The sequence below is a fragment of the Burkholderia gladioli genome, assembly GCF_000959725.1.
Classification (GTDB): domain Bacteria; phylum Pseudomonadota; class Gammaproteobacteria; order Burkholderiales; family Burkholderiaceae; genus Burkholderia; species Burkholderia gladioli.
Map to the genome: position 1 here is coordinate 4256866 of NZ_CP009323.1, position 17286 is coordinate 4274151.

The following is a 17286-nucleotide window of genomic DNA, read 5'->3' on the forward strand; positions in this document are numbered from 1 at the left end:
TCGTTGGCGAATGGGGATGCCTATTATGTTTGAGTTCCGGCACGCCACGGCGGCTCGCCCGCCAGTTGCCAGCGCCGAAGGACATCGTAGCGATGCTGGCCGAGCCAGCTGTGGATCAGCAGGAATTCACCCACGGTCCAGGCGATCGGCTCGATGGCGCGTCGATCGAGCCTGCCGGTGCCATACATCAAGGTGAGATGGGGGGTAAAGCGCCGCATCGACATCCGCAGGCCCGTTCCCCTGAGCGCGCCCGCGAGCCGGCGCTGAAGCTCGGTCAAGGCCTCCAGGCCGGCACCCGGCATCAACACCAGCGGCCAGTGCTCGGGCCGCCCCTTGAAGCTGAGGACCTGATCGAAGCCCAGTTCGAAGGCCGGCATCTCGACACTGGCCGCCGCGATGCACGCGCGGGCAAGCTCGACCTCCGGGACATGCATGTAATCGCCCACGAGCTGCAGCGTGACGTGCAGGCGCGCCGCCTCATGCGGCTTGCCGCCGATGCCCGCCTCGGCCGCCAGCCGGCTGCCGCGGTGCGCGATGCGCTCGGCCGTGCCGGGATCGGGCATCACGGCAAAGAACAGGCGATGTTTCGGAATCCATGGTTCGGTGTCGAATCCCGGCAGGGCCAGTTGGGGCGTATCGGTTTCGGCGCTTCGCATCGGGCCACCTCCAAACGGCGCAAGAGACGTATTTCCCTCATTTCAAGACAGATACGGCGATCGCTTCTTTTCTCCTTAGAATGCGACTTCACCAGGGTTTTCAGCCGGCCACCTCATCATGCATCGAATCGGGTTCTACGTTTGTCGCGGTTATGATGCGCTCGATCTCGCCGGGCCGCTGTCGAGCTTCAACCAGGTCGCCACGGCCGCCGGCCACAGCCCCTACGAGCTTCACGTGCTTTCGCAGGCGGGAGGACCGGTTCACGGCAACACGGGGCTGCCGATCGAGACCCGGCCGATCGGCAGGCGCGCATTCGATACCGTGATCTTCGTGGGTGGCGATATCGCCCCGATGGAGGAAGCGGACAACATCGCCGCCGCCCGGAAATTGAGCGCGAGGGCCTCGCGGGTGGCGAGCGTGTGCACGGGCGCCTTCCTGCTGGCGGCAACCGATCTGCTCAACGAGCTGAGAGCGACCACGCACTGGCGGTATGCCGCCCACCTGCAATCCCGCTTCCCTCGCGTCAGGGTCGAGAGCGACAGCATCTACATCGCGGACGGGCGCATCTGGACCTCGGCGGGCATCGCCTCCGGCATCGACCTGGCGCTGGCGATGATCGAGCAGGACATGGGCGCGGACGTCGCGCGCACGGTGTCGCGGCTACTGGTGGTGCCCTATCGTCGGCCGGGGGGCCAGTCGCAGTTCTCGGCCATGTCGCAGATGGAGCCGGAATCGGATCGCATCCGCATCGCCCTGAACTTCGCCAGGGAGCATCTGGCGGAAGCGCTGCCGGTCGAGCGACTCGCGGATGCAGCAAGATTGAGTCCTCGACAATTCGCCCGGGCGTTCCGTCGCGAGACGGGCGAGACGCCCGCCAAGGCGGTGGAACGCCTGCGCGTGGAGGCGGCGCGATTGCGCCTGCAGGACGGCAGCGAGCCGATCGAGCAGATCGCGCTGGCGGTGGGCTTCGTCGATCCGGAACGAATGCGCAGGGCCTTCGTCAAGCTGCACGGGCATCCTCCGCAATCGATCCGGCGCGAGAGCCGATTGCTCGGCAAGCGGTGATCGACGATCAGCGCGGGTAGTCGTTCCACATGTCGCGATGCAGTTTCCAGGCGCCGCCCTGCTTCAGGAAGACGAGGATCTGCTTGCCGCGGATCTCGAGCCTTCCCTCGTGATCGCGAACCTCCGCGTCCGACACCTCGGTCACGATCCGCTCGTCGCCGTAGAACTCGTAATGGCTGAACGACACGGTGCCCGGCTTCGTTCCGGCATAGCCCTTGTTGAAGTAGTCGGTGATCGCGCTGGCACCCGTGACCTTGTCGCCGCCGGGCGGCAGGAGCGTGCCGTCGCTCGTGTAGAGCCGGCCGATCGCCTCGTAATCGCCCCGCGCGAAGGCTTGCGCCCAACGTGCGTTCTCGGCCTTGATGGCCGCCTGGATTTCAGGCCGTGGGCTGCCGTCGGTTGCCGGCGAGGCAAACGCGAGAACGGGAAGACAGGCCGCCAGGACGGCGGCATAAAAACGAATCGGTTGCATCGAATGGTTTCCGAACAAGGTGTGGATCGGGAAAGACGGCGCGCCGAACGGCGCGCATGCGGCATGCTCAGCGAACGCCCGGAATTCGCGCGAGCCCCTTGGAGGCACCGGGCAGTTCCTTGTCGACCATCGCGACCACTTCCGGCCGCGCGTCCCTGGGATGGCCGGAATGGAACGGCGGCGCCGGGTCGTATTCGATGACGAGCTGCGTGAATTCGGCGGCCTGTCGTCCGCGCAGCTTCTCGGCCACGCGCAGCGCGAAATCGATGCCCGCGGTCACGCCGCCGCCGCTCATGAAGCGGCCATGGTCGTCCTCGACGAAGCGATCGGGAACGGGGATCGCGCCGTATTCGGCCAGCTTGTTGACGAAGGCCCAGTGGCAGGCGCTGCGCTTGCCCTTGAGAACGCCGGTGGCGGCCAGCACCAGCGATCCGTTGCAGACCGACGTCACGTGCCTGGCGCCCTCGGCGAGACGACGGATCTGGGCTTGATATTCCGGCCTCATCGGCACTGACAGATCGGATCCGCCGGGCACCAGGATCAGGTCCGTGCTTTCGATATCGGCCAGTCGCTCGGTGTTGCCATACACGACGCCGAATTCGAGCGTCACGTTGCCCCCGTTCAGGCTGGCATAACGGACCTTCGTGTTCGGCAGCCGGTGGAAGATCTCGCTGGGGCCGGCGAAATCGAGCAGGGTCCCGCCGTCGTAGTTCACGATCAGGATATCGAGCGGCTCGTTCGGCGCGAGTTCGCCCTGGCTCGCCGCTTCGGCGAGAGCCGGGCTGGCGTGGCCGAGCAGGACGCCCCCACCCAGCACGGCGCCGAGCGTGGCGGCGCCGCCGAACCTGAGGAGACTGCGCCGGGCATGGCCTGCCCGGTCGAGTGCCTCGTCGGCGATAGGCTTGTTGCTTTGGTCGGTCAAGATCGTTTCTCCTTGTACTGCGGCCCCTGCGCGAGCGCAGCCGCCTCGGGCCGGATTGAAGCACCGCCGCGGCGGACAGCCGGGCGGGCGTTTGATGAAGAGGGAAGTCGCGCAGCCAGGATTTAAAGCTGCGAGGCGCCGCCGTCGACCACCAGCTCGGTGCCAACGACGTACGAGGATTCGTCGCTGGCGAGGTAGAGCGCCGCGTGGGCGATGTCCTCGGCCTGGCCCACATGGCCGACCGGAATGGCTTGGGCGAACTCGGCCTTGCGCTCGCGAACCCACTCGTCCGACATGCCCCACCTGCCGATCAGCGGCGTGTCGATCACGCCCGGTGCGATCGCGTTGAAGCGGATCCTGCGATCGAGGAATTCGTAGGACCAGCTGCGGGCCAGCGATCGCACGGCAGCCTTCGCCGCGGCGGTCAGCGAGATGCCGTGCTTGCCCGTCCGGGCAACGAAGGATGTATTGAGGATGACTGACGAGCCTTCGCGCAAGAAAGGCAGCACGGCTTGCAGCGTGAACACCACGCCCTTGACGTTGATGTCCATGATCTCGTCGTAGAGCCTTTCGTCGATGTCGCCGATCGCGGAGGGAAAGGCCCAGCCCGCGTTGGCGAACACGATATCGAGGCCGCCGAACCGCTCCTGCACCTCGGCCGCGATCGCGCGCATGTCCTCGATCGAGCGGACGTCGCCCTTCAGGACCAGTGCATGTTCGCCGAGCTCGGCCCTCACGCGCTCGAATGCGGCTTCGTCGCGGCCGGTGACCGCCACACGCGCGCCTTGCGCAATGAAGAGCCTGGCCGTCGCAAGGCCAATGCCGCTGGTGCCGCCGGTGATCAGCGCCGTCTTGTTGCTGAGTCTCATCTTCGTGTTCCTCTATCTGCTTCGCCATGGATCGGGCTGAAGTCCGGCGCATCGTTGCGCCGGCTCCGGCCTGATTTCGTGAGCAGATTATGGAATCCGAGGAAGATGGCTCAAAGGACTTATAACCCTCAAAAAAAGCCATTCCCGCTTCGTGGTCGGGATTCGGCGAACCGGGGATGTCGAGGACGGCGCGCCGCCAACGCGCCCTACGTGCCCTTCTTGTCCAGCAGCGCCTGGTACTTCTGCAGGCTCTCGTCGATCTTGTCGAGCGCGATACTGGCGGCCTCCCCTTCGATTGCCTCGGCGGCGCCCGCGACGAGCGCCGCGGTGGCGACGAACAGGTCCGTCAACAGCAGGCCCATCGCATCCATCGCCATCCCGGGCACGTTCTCGTCGACGGTCTTCTGCGCCAGATCCTTCATCAGCACGCTCTTGCCCGCGATCGCCAGCGAGGTCGATGCCTCGAAGTAATTGGCCGCCGCCTGCGCGACCATGCCGCCCGCCTGCGTGATCATCATGTTCGGGCCGACGGCGATCTGCGTGCTCGCGTAGGAGGCCGCCTCCGCGTTGATCGCCTGCACGGTCTGCAGCGCCGAGCCGCCCGCCCCGGGCGCATCCTCGATCCGGTTCGGTGCCTTCAGCGCATCGGTGAGCCGGCGCAGCCGGATCGGCATCAGCCCGGACCGCGCAAACAGGCCCCGATCCCGATGCCAACGGTAAGCCAGTGCATCCGGCACGGCCGTCGCGGCCGATGCCTCGCCGCCACCTGCCAACTGGTTCAAGCTCGCCGTCAAGCGGTCGATCGCCTGCGTCAAGCGGTCGATCGCCTGCGTCAAGCGGGATACATCCTGATCCGACATCGTCGTCTGCATCGTTCGTGGATCCGTCATTTGCAATTCGTCGCGCGTCATTCGACCATTCCCCGCATGTCGGGGGCCGCGCCTCGCAGCGGCCGACGAAACCACTCCGCGCATGCCACGCCGATCAGCGCGATGCCACCGCCGATCACGTGGTACGCACGAACCGGCTCGCCGAGCATGCCGATGGCGATGACGGCCGTGAGCACCGGCAGCAGGTTCATGAATATCGCGCAGCGGTTGGGGCCGAGCACATGCACGCCGCGAACCCACAAGAACGGCAGCACCACCGAGGCCAGTCCGCCCGCATAGGCGATCAACGGCAGCGTCGCGGCGTTCAGTTGCCGCGATGCCGGAGGCGTGACGAGGAAGGCCGGCAACATCACGACCAGCGCGCAGATGGACTGCACGTAGGTCGACTGCCAGCCGGTGACGGGAAGATTCCATCGCTTGAGCAGGACGCCGTACAGTGCATAACCGATCGCTGCCACGAAGATCAACAGATCGCCGGGATGCGCGCCATTATCGAAGAGCGAAACCGGGTTGCCCTTGCTGACGAGGTAGATCAGGCCGATCAGCGAAAGCACGCCGCCACCGACCATGCCGACCGTGGGAGTGTCCTCGAGGAAGAACGCGCTCAGAACCACGGTGAGCAGCGGCGTCAGCGCGGTGAAGACCGCGAGGTTGGTTGCCGTGGTCGACGAGGCCGCCGTGTACGAGAGCACCTGGAAGAAACACAGCGCCAGGAAACCGAGTATGGCCAGCTTGCCGATGTGCGGCCAGATCTCGTCGCGATTGCGCCAGGCTGGCCTGGCGACAAACACGCTCATGATGAGAACGGCAAGGAGCAGGCGATAGAACGTGATCGCCCCAGGGCCGATGGTATGGGCCGACAGGCGGGACACGATCACGTTTCCCGACCAGATCACGATCGTGAAAAAGGGAAACAGGTAGGCAGCTTTGTGCTTCATGGCGACTCGTCGGAGAAAGGCTTCGAGAACCCCGAGGCTACGCCTTCCCAAGTAGTCAGTCTGACTCTATAGTGGCAGCAACTGTAGAGATAGGGACATGATCGAAAATCTCGCCCTGAAGCACCTGGACTTCCACGACACGGACCGCGCGATGTGCGCGATGGACGTGAACTGGCCGAGCGGGACGTCCACCGGCTGGCACGCGCATCCCAAGGCTCAACTGCTGTATGCGATCGAGGGCGTGATGGTGGTCCGGTCGATGGCCTGTTCGTGGGTGGTGCCGCCGAACAGGGCGCTATGGCTCGCTGCCGGCGTCGAGCATGTGGTGAAGATGTCGGGGGATGTCAAGATGCGCACGGTATTCATCGATGCCGCGGCCATCGGTCTGCCTCTGGAGAGCTGCGTGATCAATGTCTCCCCTCTCCTGCGGGAACTCGTCGTGGCCGCCGTGCGCGTCCCGCGGGATTATTCGGACGACACGCGGGACGGCCGACTCATGCGCCTGCTTGCCGACGAACTGCTGACAGCGGACGTTCTACCGCTGCATCTCCCGGCGCCTCAGGATGCCCGCATCAAGTCGATTTGCGCGGCCCTCGTCGACGATCCCGCCAATGCCTCGACGGTCGGCCAATGGGCCGCCACGCTGGGCGTCACCGCCAAGACCGTGCATCGTCTCTTCCAGAAGGAGACGGGTATGACATTCGGGCAATGGCGGGACCAGGCCAGATTCCTGTTCGCCCTCCGGCAACTGGCTCAGGGCAGGAGAATCATCGATATCGCCCTGGATTGCGGCTACAGCAGCCCCAGCGCGTTTACCGCGATGTTCCGGCGATACTTTGGCGTCCCGCCTTCGGTTTTCCATCGCCAACTGGAAAAATCCTAGCTCGCGATACCGTGCATCTCGCGCGTCCAGTGTCGCGCCCCGCTCGCTTCGCGGCCCGCCCCTTCGATTCCACCCCAAAAACCCTTTCATATTCCGCTTGCGCCCGCCGCCGGCCCACGTAAAATACTGTACGCATATACAGTATCGGTGGCGACGTGGAACTGCAAAAGAAGCTCGAGGTGTTGGCCGACGCGGCGAAGTACGATGCATCCTGCGCCAGCAGCGGCGCGCCCAAGCGCGGCTCGCGCGGTATTTCCGGGCTCGGTGCCAGCACCGGCGCGGGCATCTGCCACAGCTTCACGCCGGACGGGCGCTGTGTGTCGCTCCTCAAGATCCTGCTCACCAACTTTTGCCTGTACGACTGCCAGTACTGTGTGAACCGCCGCTCCAGCAACGTGCCGCGCGCGCGCTTCACGCCCGAGGAAGTCGTCGATCTCACGCTCGATTTTTACCGACGCAACTATATCGACGGCCTGTTCCTGAGTTCGGGCATCATCCGCTCGTCCAACTACACGATGGAACAATTGGTGCGCGTGGCGCAGTCGCTGCGGGAGGACCACCAGTTCCGCGGTTATCTGCATCTCAAGACCATTCCCGACGCGGACCCGGAGCTCATCGCGAAAGCCGGTCGCTATGCGGATCGTCTGAGCGTGAATATCGAATTGCCGACGGACGGCAGTCTCGCGCGCCTCGCGCCGGAAAAGAACGTGCGAACCATCAAGCTGGCGATGGGATCGATCCGGCTTGCGCAGGAAGAGGCGCAGGCCGAGACCAAAGCGCCGCCGTTCACGCCGGCCGGGCAAAGCACGCAAATGATCGTCGGGGCCGACCAGACGAACGATCGCACCATCCTGCAGACGGCCGAATCGCTCTACGGCTCGTTCAAGCTCAAGCGCGTTTACTACTCGGCCTTCAGTCCCATTCCAGACAGCCCGTCCGCCTTGCCCGCGCAGGCGCCGCCTCTGCTGCGCGAACATCGGCTTTATCAAGCCGACTTTCTGCTGCGCGGCTACGGCTTCCATGCGGACGAGCTGTTCGGGAGCAGCGCGGACCTGGCGCTCGACATCGATCCGAAGCTCGCCTGGGCGCTCGCTCATCGCGAACATTTTCCTGTCGACCTCAACCGCGCGCCGCTTCGCGCGATCGCGCGCGTGCCCGGCATCGGCATGCGTAACGCAAAACGCATCGTGGAGTTGCGGCGCACGCGTCGTGTCCGTTACGAGGATCTGGTGCGGCTGCGCTGTCCGATGGAGAAGATCCGGCCGTTCGTGGTGACGCAGGATTATCGCGCCGCCCTGCATGATGCGTCGTCCGAGGCGCTGCGCCGCGTACTCGCGCCGCCGCCGGTGCAACTCGCGCTGTTGTGAGGAAGGCCGATGCGCACCATCGTGATCGAGGATCGCTTTGCCGCGTGGCGCGCGGCCTCGCTCGCGGCGCTCGCTGAAGACCTTCCGCCGGCGTCGATCCACTGGCGTCTCGCGGAGGCTATCGAGATGCCGCAGCAGCAAGCCTCGATCGACTACGCGCCGGCATCGCCAGGCACGGCCGCGGCTTCGACTCGCCTGGCCGAGGTTCAGGTGTCGAAGGCGTTCGCGGCGCTGCTGAGAGACGCCGCATCGTTTCGCGATCCCCAGCGCTGGGCGTTCTTGTACAAGGTGCTGTGGCGCTGGCATCACGGCGACCGCTCGGCGGCATCGCCCGCCGATACCGACGGCGCACGGCTTTACCGCATGGCCAAGAGCGTGCGCCGCGCGCAGCACGACATGATCGCCTATGTGCGATTTCGCAAGCAGCCGGATGCCCAGGCCGTTCCCGAATACCTCGCATGGTACGAACCCGAGCACGACGTGCTCGAATGGGCAGCGGAACATTTCGCGCAGCGCATGGGCCGATCCTCGTGGCTCATCACCACACCTCGCGGCGCGGCCTTCTGGGACGGCAGCCAGTTGCATCTGGACGCGCGTCGCGCGTTGCCGGGCGATCATCGTCATGACACCGAGGATGAGGCCGAGGCATTGTGGATCGCGTATTACCGGAGCACGTTCAACCCGGCGCGACTGAACGAAACCGCGCTGGAGCAGCATATGCCGGTACGTTTCTGGAAGGGCTTGCCTGAGGCCCGTTTGATTCCCGGCATGATCAGCGAAGCCAGAAGCGGTGCGCGGCGGCTCGCTCAAGCCAGCGGTATCGGCACGCTGAACGGCAAGGCGATTGCTGTCGAAGCCGAGGTGGCGCAACCGGTTCGAGAGCAAGCCTCTTCGCTGGATGCTTGCCGACGTTGCGACTTGTGGCGTAACGCCACGCAGGCGGTAGGCAGCGCGGGGCCGAGCAGCGCTCGAATCATGTTGATCGGCGAGCAACCGGGCGATCAGGAAGACCTGAGCGGACAACCGTTCGTCGGGCCGGCGGGACAACTGCTCGACCTTGCCATCGAGCGCGCGGGTCTATTGCGCGACCAGGTTTATCTGACCAATGCAGTGAAGCATTTCAAGTGGGAGCCGCGCGGCAAGCGCCGTTTGCACAAAACGCCGATGCAACGTGAAATCGAAGCCTGCCATCACTGGCTCGAGCATGAACTGGACACGGTTCGACCTGCCGTGATCGTGGCGCTAGGTGCCACGGCGCTCACCGCGCTGTTGCGCAGGCAAGCCAAGCTTCGCGATTACGTGAATGCGCCTTTCGAGATCGATGGTGGATGGGCCATCGCCACCTATCACCCGTCGTTCGCGTTACGCCAGCAGGATGACAACTCGCGCGACGAGGTGCTCGACGACATGATCCGGGCACTCGTTCTTGCGCGCGAAATGGCGGATGCCGATGCGCCGCTCCATGGTCGCGCCCGGAACGATTCCGCTTAACGGTTTGCCTTCGCCAATTTCTCCGTCAGCGTCAACGCATTGGGAATGGCCTCGCCGCGCGCGGTATTGTCGAAAATGCACCAGACCTCGGAGCCGGAGCGGCTGGCCTCGACCGCCCGAGCCGCCACCGCGTCGAGGAACGGCTCGTCGTATGCCGAATAATAAATTTCCGGCGAACCGTGCAAACGGACGTACAGGGTGCGTGAATCGCCCCTTGGCTCGATATCGGCGACGGGCGGCGGGTCCGCCCGCACGCAGCCGACCCCGGCACGTTCCATGATCGCCGCCCCCGCCTCGGTGAACCAGCTCGCATGGCGCGGTTCGCAAACCACCGGGGTTGCCGTGCCGCTTCGCAGCAACGAGAAAAAGCCGAGGGCCGTGGCCTCGTCCAAGGCCAGGCTGGGCGGCAATTGAAGCAACAGGCAGCCCAGCTTTTCCTTCAGCGGCTCGACCTGAGCCAGGAATTCGCCGAGGGCGGCGTCGGTGTCGCGCAACCTCAGTTCATGCGAGATTCGACGTGGCAGCTTGACCGAGAACCGGAATTCGTCGGGTACACTCGCGGCCCATCGCGCATAGGTCTTCGGCTGATGAGGACGATAGAACGAGGAGTTGATCTCCACCGAGGAGAAGACTCGTGCGTAACGCTCCAGATGGCTGCCTTGCGTGGGAAATCGCTCGGCTAGCCGCGATGACAGCGCCCATCCGGCACATCCGACATGGATCGGACATGCGTTTGATTGAGTTGCGGAGCGCGTCCTGAAGGTCATGGGGTTGGGAGCGTATCGGCCGGATTGACGCGTGATGCCGCCAGCCTAGCATGCCGGGAGTCGCCCACTCGGATAGAAACCGTGCGCCTCCTGTCGGGACTAGTGCGACCGTGCACTCGTTTGCTCGCCCGGCAACAACTTCCACGCCAGGGCCAGTGCCTCGTCTCTCGTCGCAACCGTCAGCATGGGAAAGCCCCAAAATTTCTCATACATCAGAGCAAATGCCTTGGTCGCCAGCCGCTTGGCGGTATTCGGTTCGATGTAAATCCCTGCCCTGACGAAGGCCCGCAATTCGCTCTTGTGGCGTTTCATCCACAGCGAGGTTTGCTTCATTTCTTCCTGCGGATGTTCGTGCTCTCCCTGCTCTCCTTTATCAAGCCCCTCGTCGTTGAGCAAAACAAAAACCTGCTTCCGCGCGAGCAATCCCTCGAACTCGGCAAAAGGCGAGACTGTGGGGTCGGCGCCCGGCGCGTTCAGTCGCATCCAGACCATGGGGAACTGCGAGGCGTCAATCAACATGCCGAATACTCCTTCGTAACATAAGGGGAAATAGCTGGCAGCCCCACCTCGTCAAGACAATGGGATACCTCTGCAGGTCGGAAGCGCAATGGCCCTGATAAGCAGAACGGCCAGCATGGTCAAGCACACGATACCGACGGAATAGCTCGACGTCACTGCACAATTTGGCCATAATATTTTTCGATTAGGCCAGCGCCTAATCTTCGACCCGAGGTCTGATACGCACCATGTCAAGCATTGCCATCACCGATTTGATCGTGTCCAAGGACGTGGACAACGTCCCCCGGCCCGTTGTCGCGCTGAGCGCCATGACGGTGACGAAGGACTGGGAACATGCGAAGCATCGGCATCGGCGGGCGCAACTGCTTTACTCCGTGCGCGGCATTCTCAACTGCGAAATTGAAGACGGCGTCTGGATCGTGCCGCCGCAATGCGCGGTATGGATACCAGGAGACTTGCCCCACGCGGCACGCGGATCGGGCGAAACGGAGTGCCATTGCCTGTTCGTGGAGCCTGACGCCGCACCGGATCTTCCGAAATCCTGCTGCACGATCTCCGTCTCGCCATTGCTGCGTGAACTGCTTCTGAAGGTGGCCGGCTTCCCCGAGTTATATCCGCTGGGAAGTCGGGAAGACCGGCTGATTGCCGTGTTGCTGGATGAACTGGCGATGGCGCCGGTGGAAGACCTGCATTTGCCGATGCCGCGCGATCCGCGATTGCGCCGACTCGCGGAAATGCTGTTGGCCGATCCTACGGACAAAGCCTCGAAGGGCGATTGGGCTACCCGCATCGGCATGAGCGAACGAAGCATGAGCCGGCTGCTGATGCACGAAATCGGCATGAGCTTCGGACGCTGGCGCCGGCAACTGCATGTGATCCTTGCACTCCAACGCCTGACGAAAGGCGAAAGCGTGCAAACGGTGGCGCTGGAACTGGGCTACGAAAATGCCAGCGGGTTCGTCACCATGTTCCGCAAGGCGGTAGGCAAGCCGCCAGCTCGATACCTTGCCGATCGAACGACAAACGCACAGGCTGCTGCCATCCGCGGCATCGTGCTTGCCGATCAGGTCTCGCCTTGACTGCAGCGTGCGCTCGTTCACCGAGCATGGAACCCGACGGAAAACCCGGAGATAGCGCCTGGGCATCAGCGCCAAGCTGCCGTCGAATTTGGCGAGCTCGGTTCGCGCTCGCCTATCCTCTTCTGCCTTGGACCATCCGACATTCCGCACACTTCATGGTGATGGTGAAAGCTGACTCCTCGTCGAGATCGAAGCCTTCCTGACTCGCCAACGATCGGAGATGCTCGAGTAAGACCCGATCCTCGATAAAAACCAACCGCGCGCCACAGTGGCAGCGCATGGTGTCGTTCTGAAGATTCTTCCTGTCCGGCTTGAGCGCGTAGAGAGCACGGCCTTGCGCGCCTTCCATACGGACCAGCAATCCCGAGGTCCATAAATCGTTCAGCGCCCGGTAGATCGAGGCCGGTTTGAGGCTGTCGAATTGCGTGCAGAGGATGCGATACATTTGACTCGCATCGAGACAGCGCGGCGCCACCTGTTCCAGTACGGACAACACACTGGTACGAGCGATCGTCGGGCGCAGGCGGCTAGCGGCCAATCGTTGCTCCTGAGACGACATCGGCGATCTGGTCGCCGGACAGGCTGCTGCGGTGTGCTTCATCGTCTGGTTGCCTGACGGCAGGCTCTTGCTACCGAACGATGTAATCAGGTCAATGATCCGAGGCGGGTCGTCGTGCGGGTCCATATCCGTATTCCTTCGCTATGCCGGATCTCCGGTTGTTCGTGACAACGCCGAGCCGCGTGGCTAATGGTTGGTATCGGACATCGGCGCGACGGTGAGGTCGCCAACGCGCCGACGCCCTCGGGCATTACTGCGTACTGGCCTGCTCCCAGCCACCACCAAGCGCCTTGAATACGCTAACTCGCGCAGAGCCGACGCGCTGGTCGGCCGCGGCCACCTGGGCTTTCGCATCGATCAGGCTGGTCTGTGCCACGATCACGTCGAGGTAGCTGATCGAGCCCGCCCGGTAACGCTGGTCAGCCAGCTGGAAAGCGTTCTTCGCCCGCTCGCGCGCGTCGATCAAGGCATCACGTTGCTGCATTGCCGCGTCATAGGCACTCAACGATTGCTCGGACTCCTTCAGGGCATTCAGCACGGTGCCATCGAAACTGGCCAGCGATGCCGCGCTTTGTGCCCTCGCCTGTGCGATGCGACTGCGAGCCACCATCATGTTGGGGAACGTCCAGGAGATGAGTGGCCCAAAAGAGAAGGACAAGGTGCGATTGCCTTTCAGGTAGTCGTCACGCAGGTAGTTACCCGAGGCGCCCAGCGTGACGCGCGGATAGAGATCCGCCACGGCCACGCCAATGCGGGCGGTATCTGCCGCCAGTTGGCGCTCGGCCTGACGCACGTCCGGCCGACGGCGCAGCAGCGCGGTGCCGTCGCCGACCGGCAACGCACCGGCAATCTCGGGAGCCTCGGTGCAGGCACGCGCCGCTTCCGGCACTTGCGAGGGCGTGCGCCCCATCAACGCGGCCAGCTCGAACAGTGCGGCCTCGCGCTGGCCTTGCAATGGCGGCAAGGCGGCCTGGGCCTGGGCCAGCGTGACGCCAGCCCGTTCCACGTCCAGATGCGACGCCGAGCCCGCATGCGCCTGGCTGTCGATGAGATCCAGGCTGCGCCGTGCCAGCTCGACGGACGAGCGCGCCACGCCGATGGACTCACCGTAGCTGCAGGCGTCCACATAGGCCCGCGTCGTCTCCGCAACGACAACTACCCTGGCGGCATCGTAGGCGGCGGCGACTGCATCGGTGTCGTCGCGAGCAGCCTCGATGTCGCGCCTGACCCGACCGAACAGATCGAGTTCATAGGAGACGTCGAGGCCGGCGCTTTCACTCCATTGCGCGGGGGCCTGGCCGGTGCCCGTCCACGTGGTCTGATCGCGCCCGTATCCCACGCCTCCCGACAGACTGGTCGAAGGGAATTGCCCGCTGCGTGCTTCCTTGTAGATGGCCCGCGCGCGACCGAGGTTGGCCATCGCCACGCGCAGGTTGGTGTTGGCCGACAAGGCTTCCTGCACCAGATTGTTGAGCGTGGGATCGTCATACAGCTTCCACCAGTTCGCAGGCAGCGCTTCGGCAACATCCGTATTGGCTGGGTGACTGACGAAGGGACCCGCCGCGGTCTCCGGCAAGGCCGGTGCGTGGTAATCGGGGCCGCTGGCGCAGCCTGCGGTGATCATGGCGAGGGCAATCGCCATGATCGCAGCGCGCGGACGGGCAAGCTTCACCGGACGCGACACCACCGGCATCGCGGGAATCGGTTCAAAGGGCGACATCGGGAGCCTCCGCAGTAGCGAGTTCGCGGGCGCGAGGACTTTCCGCCGTTGCCCGGTGATCCTTGGCGATGAAGCTGTAGACCGTGGGTAGCACGAACAGCGTGAAGAAGGTGCCGACCATCATGCCCATCACCACCACGATGCCGATGGAGAACCGGCTGGCCGAGCCCGCGCCGTCTGCGAACAACAGCGGCACAAGGCCGGCGACCATTGCCGCGGTGGTCATCAGCACAGGACGCATCCGCACCGCCGCCGCCTTCTCGATAGCTTCGATGCGGCTCAGGTTTTCGTGGTGCTGGATATGATTGGCGAAGGTGACCATCAGGATGCCGTGCTTGGAGATCAGGCCGATCAAGGTGACCAATCCGATCTGGGTGTAGATATTGAGCGTGGCAAAGCCGAGCCACAGCGGCACCAGCGCGCCGCAGACCGCCAGCGGCACCGTCACCAGGATCACCAGCGGATCGCGCAGGCTCTCGAATTGCGCCGCCAGCACCAGGAAGATCACCACCAATGCGAAGCAGAAGGAGACCAGCAGGCGGTTGCCCTCCTGCACGAACTGGCGGCTGTCGCTGAGCCAGTCCACACTGGTGCCCGGCGGCAGGGGCTGTGATTGCAGGAACTTCACGGCCTCGCCCATGCTCACGCCCGGCGCCGGCAGCATCTCGAGCGTGGCTGAGTTCATCTGGCCGAACTGGGTGAGCTGGTTCGCTTGCGGGCGCATCTCGACTCGCGTCACAGTGGACAGTGGCACCAGCGCGCCGGAGGTCGTCTTGACATAGAAGCGCCCAAGGTCTTGCGCAGTCATGCGCTCGGTACCGCGCACTTGCGGGATCACGTCATAGGAGCGATCGTGGAAGTTGAAGCGATTGACGTAGTTTTCGCCAACCAGCACGGCCAGCGTATCGGCGATGGACTGCATCGTCACGCCCATCTCACTGGCCTTCGCATTGTCGATCGTAATGTGCGCCTGCGGGCTGTCATAGGACAGGTCGTTCTGCACGTAGAGGAACAGGCCGCTGGCATAGGCCGCTGCCTTGATCTTCTCCCCGGTCTCGTACAGCACCTTGAAGTCGTCGGGCGAGCGCAGCACCATCTGCACCGGCAGGCCGCCGCTGGAACCCGGTAACGGGGGCAACTGCACGGCGGTCAAGGTCTCCCCGTCGATGGCGCCGCCGGCGGCTTGAATCTGCCCCTGGATTGCAGTGGCCGACCGTTTGCGTTTCGACCAATCCTTGAGGATCGCGCCGCCGAGCATCATGTTCTGGCCACCGGCGGCGTCGCCGATATTCATGAAGCTGCTGTCGAACTCGGGAATCGTCTCGAACAGTTTCTCGATCTGCCGGGCATAGCGGGCGGTGTAGCCCACGCCGGCATATTGCGGCGCCTTGGTGACGACGATGACGGCGCCCTGATCCTCGGTCGGCGCCAGTTCGCGGCGGGTACCGGTGAACAGCACGACGATGGCGGCCAGCACGGCCACGCCGACCAGCAGCACCGCACCGCGAGCGGCTAGCGTGCGGGCCAGCAAGCGCCCATAGAACGCCGTCAGTCCTTCCATGTAGTGCTCGACCCGCTTCGCCAGCCGCCCCTCGCCCTGCCTGGAACTGAGCAGCATCGAGCTCATCACCGGCGAGAGCGTCAGCGCGACCACCCCGGAGACGATGACCGAGCCGGCCAATGTGAAGGCGAACTCCTTGAACAGCGCGCCGGTCAGCCCCCCCATCATGCCGATTGGCGCGTAGACCGCCGCCAGCGTGATCGTCATGGCGATCACCGGACCGACGATTTCGCGTGCGCCGAGCAGTGCCGCACGCACCGGTGTCAGCCCCTCCTCGATATGTCGATGGATATTCTCCACCACGACGATGGCATCATCCACCACCAGTCCGATCGCCAGCACCATCGCCAGCAGTGTCAACAAGTTGATCGAGAAACCGCAGACCAGCATCAACGCAGCGGTACCGACCAGCGACAGCGGAATGGTGACGACCGGAATGATCACCGCGCGAAAAGTGCCGAGGAACAGGAAGATCACCGCGATCACGATCACGATGGCTTCCACCAGTGTGCGTTTTACCTCCTCGATGGAGGCATTGACGAAGCGCGCCACGTTGTAGTTAGGCGCCACCGTCAATCCCGGGGGTGCCATTGCACGAATCCTGGTCAGCAGTTCGTTGGCATGCTTGACGATCTCCAGCGGGTTTCCATCGGGCGTGGGCTGGAGGGCGACGAAGATCGCGGGTATGCCGGTGGCGAACGAGAGGTTGTTGTAGTTTTGGCCACCGATTTCCACCGTGGCGACATCCGACAGCCGCACTATGCCTGCGTCGGGGCTGGACTTCACGACCATCTGGCGGAAATCCTCGACGCTGCGCAAATCGGTGGCGGCGCTGATGTTGGTGACGGTGAGCGAACTCTTGAGCTGGCCCGGCGCGGCCTGCACATTGTTGGCGCGCAAAGCGGCCGAGATCTCGCCGGCCGACAGCCCGTGCGCGGCCAACCTCACAGGGTCGATCCAGATGCGCATGGCCAGCGTCTGGCCGCCATAGACGTCCGCGGAGGCGACTCCCGGAATGCTGGTAAGCAGAGGCTGCGCGACCCGCGATGCGAAGTCCGTCACTTGCGGGATCGACAGCGTCTTGCTGTAGAAGGCGATGTATTGCACGGCCGTGCCGCCCTCGGTGGACTTGCTGATGACCGGATCGGTGATACCCGCGGGCAACTGGTACTTGACCTGCTGCACCTTGGCAAGAATTTCAGTCATCGCTCGATCGGCGTTGGCGTTGAGCACCAAGCGCGCCTTGATCTCGCTCTTGCCTTGCGTGGTAGTCGAACTCAGATATTCAATACCGCTGGCCGTGGCGATGGACTGCGCGATCGGCGTGGTCACGAAACCCTGCATCACGTCCTGGGTTGCCCCCGGAAGCGTGGTACTGACGGTAATGGTGGCGTTTTCGAGATATGGGTATTGCCGCACCGGCAACAGGAAAATCGAGGTGGCGCCCGTCAGCAGAATGAGCAGGCTGACCACCAGTGCCAGGATGGGCCGACGGATAAAGATGTCTGTAAAGCGCATGGCGTGGTT

General features: G+C 64.0%; 16 protein-coding genes. 5 read left to right on the plus strand and 11 right to left on the minus strand.

The features are described 5' to 3' along the window. Nucleotides 1–23: 23 nt before the first annotated feature. On the minus strand, nt 24–656 hold the full coding sequence (locus BM43_RS35655; protein ID WP_036051057.1) for a 2'-5' RNA ligase family protein: 633 nt from the start codon (nt 654–656) through the stop codon (nt 24–26). A 118-nt stretch (nt 657–774) separates the two neighbouring features. On the opposite strand from BM43_RS35655, the gene BM43_RS35660 reads away from it, so the two are divergent. Further along, nucleotides 775–1722, plus strand: coding sequence for a GlxA family transcriptional regulator (locus tag BM43_RS35660; RefSeq protein ID WP_013698429.1), 948 nt, complete (start codon nt 775–777; stop codon nt 1720–1722). A 7-nt stretch (nt 1723–1729) separates the two neighbouring features. Here BM43_RS35660 and BM43_RS35665 read toward each other — a convergent pair whose 3' ends face one another. The 5 genes from BM43_RS35665 to BM43_RS35685 form a co-directional block, all read right to left on the minus strand. Beyond that, nucleotides 1730–2194 carry a YybH family protein gene (locus BM43_RS35665; RefSeq protein WP_036053330.1) on the minus strand — a complete coding sequence of 155 codons (465 nt, stop codon included), beginning with the start codon at nt 2192–2194 and terminating at the stop codon, nt 1730–1732. A gap of 67 nt (nt 2195–2261) precedes the next feature. Beyond that, the gene (locus BM43_RS35670; protein ID WP_042283107.1) at nt 2262–3116 is read right to left on the minus strand and encodes a DJ-1/PfpI family protein; all 855 of its coding nucleotides are present in this window, start codon (nt 3114–3116) and stop codon (nt 2262–2264) included. A 122-nt stretch (nt 3117–3238) separates the two neighbouring features. After that, complete coding sequence (locus BM43_RS35675) at nt 3239–3985, minus strand: SDR family oxidoreductase (protein WP_036051054.1); 747 nt, start codon at nt 3983–3985, stop codon at nt 3239–3241. 206 nt (nt 3986–4191) lie between these two features. Then, nucleotides 4192–4896: a hypothetical protein gene (locus BM43_RS35680; protein ID WP_230676268.1), complete on the minus strand. Its 705-nt coding sequence runs from the start codon at nt 4894–4896 to the stop codon at nt 4192–4194. Next, nucleotides 4893–5813 (minus strand): DMT family transporter, encoded by a 921-nt coding sequence (locus tag BM43_RS35685; RefSeq protein ID WP_036051051.1) that lies wholly within the window; start codon nt 5811–5813, stop codon nt 4893–4895. The genes BM43_RS35680 and BM43_RS35685 overlap by 4 nt, the downstream gene beginning before the upstream one ends. Nucleotides 5814–5910: 97 nt before the next feature. On the opposite strand from BM43_RS35685, the gene BM43_RS35690 reads away from it, so the two are divergent. The 3 genes from BM43_RS35690 to BM43_RS35700 all read left to right on the plus strand — a co-directional run bounded on the left by BM43_RS35690 (nt 5911) and on the right by BM43_RS35700 (nt 9554). Further along, a complete protein-coding gene (locus BM43_RS35690) occupies nt 5911–6696 on the plus strand; it encodes an AraC family transcriptional regulator (RefSeq protein ID WP_036051048.1) in 786 nt (261 codons plus the stop codon). A gap of 155 nt (nt 6697–6851) precedes the next feature. Continuing rightward, nucleotides 6852–8063: a putative DNA modification/repair radical SAM protein gene (locus BM43_RS35695; protein WP_036051046.1), complete on the plus strand. Its 1212-nt coding sequence runs from the start codon at nt 6852–6854 to the stop codon at nt 8061–8063. Nucleotides 8064–8072: 9 nt separating this feature from the next. Next, nucleotides 8073–9554, plus strand: a complete 1482-nt coding sequence (locus BM43_RS35700) for a UdgX family uracil-DNA binding protein (protein ID WP_036051044.1) — start codon at nt 8073–8075, stop codon at nt 9552–9554. Here BM43_RS35700 and BM43_RS35705 read toward each other — a convergent pair. Both BM43_RS35705 and BM43_RS35710 read right to left on the minus strand, forming a co-directional pair. Continuing rightward, nucleotides 9551–10321 carry a DUF72 domain-containing protein gene (locus BM43_RS35705; RefSeq protein WP_036051042.1) on the minus strand — a complete coding sequence of 257 codons (771 nt, stop codon included), beginning with the start codon at nt 10319–10321 and terminating at the stop codon, nt 9551–9553. The two genes, BM43_RS35700 and BM43_RS35705, sit on opposite strands and share 4 nt — an antisense overlap. 99 nt (nt 10322–10420) lie before the next feature. Beyond that, nucleotides 10421–10840 (minus strand): hypothetical protein, encoded by a 420-nt coding sequence (locus tag BM43_RS35710; protein ID WP_036051040.1) that lies wholly within the window; start codon nt 10838–10840, stop codon nt 10421–10423. Nucleotides 10841–11067: 227 nt separating this feature from the next. Between BM43_RS35710 and BM43_RS35715 the strand changes: the two genes are divergently transcribed. Continuing rightward, nucleotides 11068–11919, plus strand: coding sequence for an AraC family transcriptional regulator (locus BM43_RS35715; protein ID WP_036051038.1), 852 nt, complete (start codon nt 11068–11070; stop codon nt 11917–11919). A gap of 112 nt (nt 11920–12031) precedes the next feature. On the opposite strand, the gene BM43_RS39710 is transcribed toward BM43_RS35715, so the two are convergent. The 3 genes from BM43_RS39710 to BM43_RS35730 all read right to left on the minus strand — a co-directional run bounded on the left by BM43_RS39710 (nt 12032) and on the right by BM43_RS35730 (nt 17277). Then, the gene (locus BM43_RS39710; RefSeq protein WP_080741924.1) at nt 12032–12604 is read right to left on the minus strand and encodes a Fur family transcriptional regulator; all 573 of its coding nucleotides are present in this window, start codon (nt 12602–12604) and stop codon (nt 12032–12034) included. A gap of 124 nt (nt 12605–12728) precedes the next feature. Continuing rightward, nucleotides 12729–14198, minus strand: a complete 1470-nt coding sequence (locus tag BM43_RS35725; RefSeq protein WP_080741923.1) for an efflux transporter outer membrane subunit — start codon at nt 14196–14198, stop codon at nt 12729–12731. Then, complete coding sequence (locus tag BM43_RS35730; protein WP_036051036.1) at nt 14185–17277, minus strand: efflux RND transporter permease subunit; 3093 nt, start codon at nt 17275–17277, stop codon at nt 14185–14187. The genes BM43_RS35725 and BM43_RS35730 overlap by 14 nt, the downstream gene beginning before the upstream one ends. Nucleotides 17278–17286 lie beyond the last annotated feature (9 nt).